Raw genomic sequence first — 1,499 nt, forward strand, 5'->3', positions numbered from 1 at the left:
AGCGCAAAGTAGACTTGTCGCACCTGAGCAAAGTTAGAATGTCGCCCTGTCCTTCAGGCTAAGGAGTAAGGCGTCATGGGATGGGTGCTGATGAGCGAGCGCGAGGTGCACCGGATTGAAGTTCTGTCCGCTGTCGTTGCCGGCCGTATGTCAACGTCAGAGGCCGCGTCGGTTTTATGTCTGAGTGACCGGCAGGTTCAGCGATTGCTGATAACGTTTCGCGAAGATGGTGCCATCGCCTTGCGGCACAAGGCGCGCGGAAGGCCGTCGAACAATCGGACCACCGAGGGTCTACGCGATTTGGCGATGGCGCTGGTGCGCGAGCACTACGCCGACTTCGGTCCGACGCTGGCGGCCGAGAAACTGGCCGAGCGCGATGGCGTGAAGATCTCGCGCGAGACGCTCCGCAAATGGATGGTCGCGGATGGGCTCTGGCTGTCCCGCAGCCAGCGGCGGGTGTTTCACCGACCACGGCTTCGGCGCGAATGCTATGGCGAACTGATCCAGATTGACGGGTCGGATCATCGCTGGTTCGAAGATCGCGACGCGCCTTGCACGTTGATCGTGGCGGTGGATGACGCGACGAGCGCGATCCAGGAGATGCGGTTTGTGCCTTCCGAAAGCACCTTTGCCTATTTCGAGATGCTGGCGGGCTATTTGCGTTCCCATGGCAAGCCGGTAGCCTTCTATTCTGACAAGCACTCAGTGTTCCGGGTGGCCAAGGCAGACGCCAAATCTGGCCAGCAGGCCACGCAGTTCGGCCGCGCGCTTCTCGAGCTAAATATCGAGATTCTCTGTGCAAATTCCAGCCAGGCCAAAGGCCGGGTGGTACGCAAGAACCGCACCCTTCAGGACCGTCTGGTCAAGGAGATGCGGCTGGACGGTGTGACGGGGATGACGGCGGGCAATGATTGGCTGCCAGGTTACATTCTGCGCCATAACCAGCAGTTTGCACGAACCCCTGCCCGTCCCGATAACCTCCACCGTGCCGTGACCGAAACCCCGGACCGCTTGAACGACATCTTGTGCTGGCGCGACGAACGCTATGTCGGCCAGCAGCTGACGTTTTCCTACGAGCGGAAGCGCATCATGCTGGAGGAGAGCGAGATCTCGCGCGGCCTCGTGGGCAAGTATGTCGATACCTATGCTTGGCCGGATGGGCGGTTCGAGGTGCGCTGGAAAGGGTTTTCGCTGCCCTACCGTGTTTTCGATCCCGACCAGCAACGCGTGACGCACGCCGCGATCACCGAGAACAAGCGCCTCTCGGAAGCTTTGGCCTTTGCCAAGGAGATTCAGGAGGCCCGGCAAGCCGAACCGGTCAAGGTAGGCAAACAGCGAACGAAATACACGCCCACTGGCCGCAGGCCCCCTGGTCCGAAAGGCTGGGCCGAAAAGCGCGGTGACCTGCTCCGTGCTAAAACGGCATCTCATGCCGCAGAGTGAGCCTGACCGCAGGACCGGTCAGGCCTGCGATATCGGTGGTCTCCGCCCTGCCCGGT

Annotated in this window: 1 protein-coding gene; it reads left to right on the forward strand. The window is 61.2% G+C overall.

Annotated elements, in window-relative coordinates:
• The first annotated feature begins 75 nt into the window (after positions 1 to 75).
• On the forward strand, positions 76 to 1,443 hold the full coding sequence (locus J2X53_RS22435) for an ISNCY family transposase (RefSeq protein ID WP_349039704.1): 1,368 nt from the start codon (positions 76 to 78) through the stop codon (positions 1,441 to 1,443).
• The last annotated feature ends 56 nt before the right edge of the window (positions 1,444 to 1,499 follow it).

Origin of the sequence: Pseudotabrizicola sp. 4114 (assembly GCF_031457365.1) — a bacterium.
Lineage (GTDB): Bacteria > Pseudomonadota > Alphaproteobacteria > Rhodobacterales > Rhodobacteraceae > Pseudotabrizicola.